The organism is Pseudarthrobacter sp. 10T415 (genome assembly GCF_056394175.1).
This window is the reverse complement of record NZ_JBFTHJ010000036.1, coordinates 1-4994: the sequence shown is the minus strand read 5'-3', so window position 1 is coordinate 4994 and position 4994 is coordinate 1. Positions and strand designations below refer to the sequence as shown.

Here is a 4994-nt window from a genome sequence, read left to right as displayed (position 1 = left end):
TGGCACACTATTGAGTTCTCAAACAACAGACACACCCGGCACCACCCAAACCCTCAAGGTTCAGGATCGCTCCGGAGCAACTTTCCAAACTTACCCGATCACCCACCACTTCGCAAATCCGCTTTCCAGCGAAACAAAGCGCACAATGATCAGCCCCACCCGCCAGGAACACACCAGAGTGCGAACCATTTTTTAGGCCGTTCAGAAGGGGGTTTTTGTCGCTATCTTTCCGCATCAGCGGCGGCGACTCAGAAAACAATACACGCCCACCAACCCCACCGCAAATCCACTCCCCAACCACGGAAATGGCCCCCAAAACCCGCGCAACCACGCGGATCCCAGGGGCCATCAACACCTACAAGCAGCCCCACCGGACGGAACCAGCCTGTATGCAGTGGCTCACATGTCGCTGGGGCCTACGGACGTACCCGCAGCACTACGGTGAAATCGGCATCCCTGGGCGACAGGCGGTACGGCTCGAGAACGCCCGGTCCACAGGCCCCGGTACCAACACCCCGCATGGCGTTATCGATGTAGACGTAGGTCCGCCCGTCGGCTGCCAGATCGGGCCGGTGCGTTGCTTCGTTGAGTGCAGCCTGGCTGTAGGGACGCACCGTCAGGGCAAAGGGCTCGCCGGCGATGTCCAATGTGGCTCCTCCCACCTCAAGTGCTGCCGAACGCACGCCGGCGCGTGCACCGGATTCCTGGGGCCGCGCATACTCCACATCGAGTTCACCCAAGGGCATGGAGAACCATCCTGTGCGCGTGCCTTGCCCCGTGTCCGGGTATCCCTGGTGTGGCCCCTGCCCGAACCAGCTCACCGCCGACGTTTCGTTGTCCAGCACCAGTTCGAGGCCTATCCGGGCCCACTCCACTTCAAAGCCCGCGTTGACCCAGGATCCCTGCGGCCGCACTTGCGTGCGGAGAGCCAGTGATTCCCCGTCACTGGTCCAGGTGTAGTCGACGAGGACCCCGAACTGCTTGTCTGCAGCACCCACCCTGGTCCGCGTGACGAGCTGCTCCCCGCCGTCGGCGGTGCGTTCAGCGCTGATGCCAAGCAGCCGGGCATGGAGCCGGTCCAGCCCTGCATCCCGCCACTGGGTGGCCAGAGGCCGCGGGTCGGCGCCGCCCCATTCCCTGCCCAGGTCATTGTCAGTGGGGGGCCACCACAGCGAGAGCCCCAGCTTTTCGACGTTGATGCCGCCAATCCGTGTGGGCATCCCGGTCAGCCTGCTGAACACCGCCGGGCCCAGCCGCAACTCATCGTCAGTGGCGGCAACGTGTTCAGCAGCGCGGGGCTCCCCAACACGTGAGACTCCACGCACCGACTGCCCCCAGGCGATCTCGTGGCCGGCGCCGGCCCAGGACGTCGCGGCGGCGAGGACGGCGCTGACGGTGAGGACGGCTGGCCCGTCCGTGTGCGGGAAACTGGAGGGCAACGGAATCGTGGCACCGGACTGCGGCGCCACGTCGGGAACCTCCACCGTGCCGCCGTCGACCGTTTCGCCGTCGGCCTCCACCGCGTACCGGAAGGTGAACACGGACGTGTCCGCGAAATCCTGCCCGTTGTGGATGCTGAAGCCGGACCAATCTCCCGCCACCTGGATGCGCAGCGGCGCCACGACGCGCTTGAAGTCGAGGAGGCCGGGCCGCGGCTTGCGGTTGGCGTCCACCAGTCCATCGGTGACAAAGTTGCCGTCGTGAATTTCCTCACCAAAATCGCCGCCGTAGGCGAAGTGCTCGCCGCCGCCGGGCGTTGGGACGGTGATTCCGTGTTCCAGCCACTCCCACACGAAGCCGCCCATCAGCCTGGGGTGGCGTTCAAAGAGCTCCTGGTATTCGGTCATTCCTCCCGGGCCGTTGCCCATGGCGTGAACGTATTCGCAAAGCACGAAGGGCATGGCGCGGCGCCGGGCATCCAGCTCCGGATCGTCGAGCGGAGGCTCCGTTCCCTGCCCAATCAGTGCAGTTTCGGCCTGGTTAGCGTACATCCGGGAGTACACGTCAACATATGGGGAGGACCAGTCGCCCTCGTAGTGGATGGGGCGTGACGGGTCGCGGTCCTTGGTCCAGCGGGACATCTCGGCCAGATTCCGGCCGGTACCGGATTCGTTGCCCAACGACCACATCACGACGGATGCGTGGTTCTTGTCCCGCTCCACCGTCCGGCGCATCCGGTCCAGCAGGGCGGCCTCCCACTGGGGATCATCGCTCGGGTTCTGGGCCCAGCCGGCACTCTCGAACCCGTGCGTTTCCAGGTCACACTCCAGCACTACGTAGAAACCGAGCCGGTCAGCCAGGGCAAGGAATTCCGGATGCGGCGGATAGTGCGATGTGCGGATGGCGTTGATGTTGTGCTGCTTCATGAGCTTGAGCTCCGCCTCCATCACCTCCTGCGGAACCACGCGCCCCAGCCGGGGGTGGTGCTCGTGGCGGTTCACTCCGCGGAGCAGGATCCGCCGCCCGTTCACCTTGAACTGGGCATCCTCGATGCTGATGCTGCGGAATCCCAGCTGCAGGGACACTGTTTCGGCCGGGGTGCTGACTGTTGCCTCATACAGGCGGGGCAACTCAGCAGACCAGGGTGCGACGGATGGCAAGCGATGCTCCTGGCCGGCCGTAAGCTCCACGTCCAGTTCGGGAACGCGTACGACGGCGTCAATCGCCTCTCCGCCTCGGCTCGCCTCCACGCGCAGGACACCTTCGCCCGTGCGGGGGTCGTAGTCAGCGTGGACGAAGACATCATCGATGCCGTCCGCGGGGCGGGCTTGGAGGGTGACATCCCGGAAGATCCCCGGGAGCCACCACATGTCCTGGTCCTCCACGTAGCTGGCGGCCGAGAACTGCGCCACCCGCACGGCCAGCGTGTTGCTGCCCTCCGTGAGGATTCCTGAGACATCGAATTCGTGGGCAAGCCGGCTGCCACGCGTGGTGCCGAGTTCGACGCCGTTCAGCCACACCGTGCCGGCGGAGTCGATACCGTCGAAACGCAGCAGTGCGCTGGGGAAGAACTCAGGGCCCGCGTGGAACGTCAGGAGGTGGTCGCCAATGGGGTTGGCTTCCGGCACATGCGGGGGTTCAACGGCAAACGGAAACTGGATGTTTGTGTAAGCCGGCGCGCCGTGCCCGTGCATGGGCCAGCTGGACGGAACCGGCAGGGTCCCGAAGCCGTCCAGCTCCTGGCCCAGCTGCCACCCCTCGGCAGGGGCGCTGCGGATGCCGGGGCTGAGGCGGAACTGCCAGTCGCCGTTCAAGGACAGCCGCGGGGCATCGCTGTCGAGATAGGCCCGGGGAGGGAGCGCGCCCCGTCCCGGCGCCACAGAAGACAACTCGAGAACGCCTCCGGCTCCGAGTTCAAGACTGCGCGGCACGGCGTCGGAGGCATCACTGGCAACAGCGTTCGACACCGTTGCGGAGGACTGGACAGGCATGGGACTTCCTTGAAGGCTGGGGGCATTTAGCTTCGTCGTGAACGTTCACGGAACGCAAGTATAAGCGTAGCCTCTCGGTCCCTTCATGGGTAGGGGTGAGGTTGCACATCAGCCTGGCCTAAGCCGACTGGCGCACCACCAGCTCGTGCCGCAGGAGCAGGGCCGAGGCACTGCCGTGCGGTTCAATTGCTCCGGACAGGAGGCCTTCAAGGAGGCCGACGGCGGCCCGGCCCACGGACCGCAGGTCCAGGGACAGCGTGGTCAGCTCAGGGGACACCAGCTCCCCCAGCGGTATCCCGTCCATCCCGATGACGGCCACATCCTGAGGCACGTTCCGTCCAGCGGCTTGCAACGCCTTCAATGCGCCGGCCGCCATCAGGTCGTTGAAAACCAGGAGTCCGTCGATTTCGATCTTTCCGGTCAACAGTGCGCTGACCGCATCCCGTGCATGTGCAGCTGAGGGCTCCGCCGCAAACTTCAGCAACTGAACTTCGCGTTCCGCAGCGGCAGCAGCCACAGCAGAGCCCCTGCCAGCGGCGATCCCGCCCTGGCTAGAATCCAGGAAGGCGATGTTCCTACAACCATGAGCCACCAGCCTTTCTAGGCCCAGCCGGGCTGCGTAGGCGTAGTCAAAGGAGATCGAGCCGGCTGCCTGTGCCTGGGGGTCGTCGAGCCCAACGACGGGCCGCCGGCCCAGCATCGCCTGGGCTGCGACTGAGTGGTCCCCGAGGTAGCCGATCAATGCGTCCACCTGGGGTGCCAGCCGGGCTGCGGCATCCAGAGCGTTAGCTGCGCCGTGGCCATAGTCATCCACCACCACATTCCATCCCCGCTCCGTGGCGGCCTCAACAACACTCGAGGCAAACGCGGGAAAGTACGGGTTGGTGAGGTCGGGGATGGCCAGGCCTATTGAGGTTCTGGCGCCCTGGACCAGGCCCTTGGCAAACCGGCTTGGCGTATAGCCCAACTCCGCCGCGATCCGCTGCACGCGTTCCCGAGTGGCCTGACTGATGCCGGTCATATCGTTCATGGCCCGGGTGACCGTCTGCCGCGAGACACCGGCCGCGGCGGCAACATCGAGGATGGTGGCGCGGCCCTGTCGCGGCTCTGGGGATCGGGGACTCATAGGCCGTAAGTCTATGCGGCTGGCATAGGAAGCTCCCCTCCCCCTGTGACGCGCGCTCACTCGTGGTGGTTACGCTTCGCACGCGCGCTCACTTGTGGTGGCTGTCCCTGTGACGAGCGCTCACTCGTGGTGGTTCCCCTTCCGACGCGCGTTCAGCTGTAGTGAGCGGGGGTCCGGGCCTGAGCCGCCAGAACTGAGCGCGGATCCGGGCCTAAGCCACCACGACTGAGCGGGGGTTCGGGTGGGTGCCGCCAAGAGTGGGCGATGGTCCGGGTGCTGCCACGTTTGGGTGTGTGGTGTGTGGTGGTTAAAGTGGTAGGGCCCTGACATGGTGTGTGTCAGGGCCCTACTCAAATGATGTCCGGCGGTGTCCTACTCTCCCACACCCTCCCGGGTGCAGTACCATCGGCGCTGTGGGTCTTAGCTTCCGGGTTCGG

3 protein-coding genes and 1 rRNA gene are annotated in these 4994 nt (G+C 65.5%); 1 reads left to right on the top strand and 3 read right to left on the bottom strand.

The genetic code is table 11. The features are described 5' to 3' along the window. Window positions 1-196, top strand: a 196-nt coding sequence (locus AC1DBN_RS21240) for a hypothetical protein (protein WP_477724171.1), incomplete at its 5' end; no start/stop codon positions are given. A 220-nt stretch (window positions 197-416) separates the two neighbouring features. Here the strand turns inward: AC1DBN_RS21240 and AC1DBN_RS21235 are convergent. The 3 genes from AC1DBN_RS21235 to rrf form a co-directional block, all read right to left on the bottom strand. Continuing rightward, window positions 417-3431: a glycoside hydrolase family 2 TIM barrel-domain containing protein gene (locus tag AC1DBN_RS21235; protein ID WP_477724170.1), complete on the bottom strand. Its 3015-nt coding sequence runs from the start codon at window positions 3429-3431 to the stop codon at window positions 417-419. 118 nt (window positions 3432-3549) lie between these two features. Then, window positions 3550-4557, bottom strand: coding sequence for a LacI family DNA-binding transcriptional regulator (locus AC1DBN_RS21230; protein ID WP_091716609.1), 1008 nt, complete (start codon window positions 4555-4557; stop codon window positions 3550-3552). Between the two features lie 359 nt (window positions 4558-4916). Further along, window positions 4917-4994, bottom strand: a 5S ribosomal RNA gene (rrf, locus tag AC1DBN_RS21225); the annotation flags it as partial.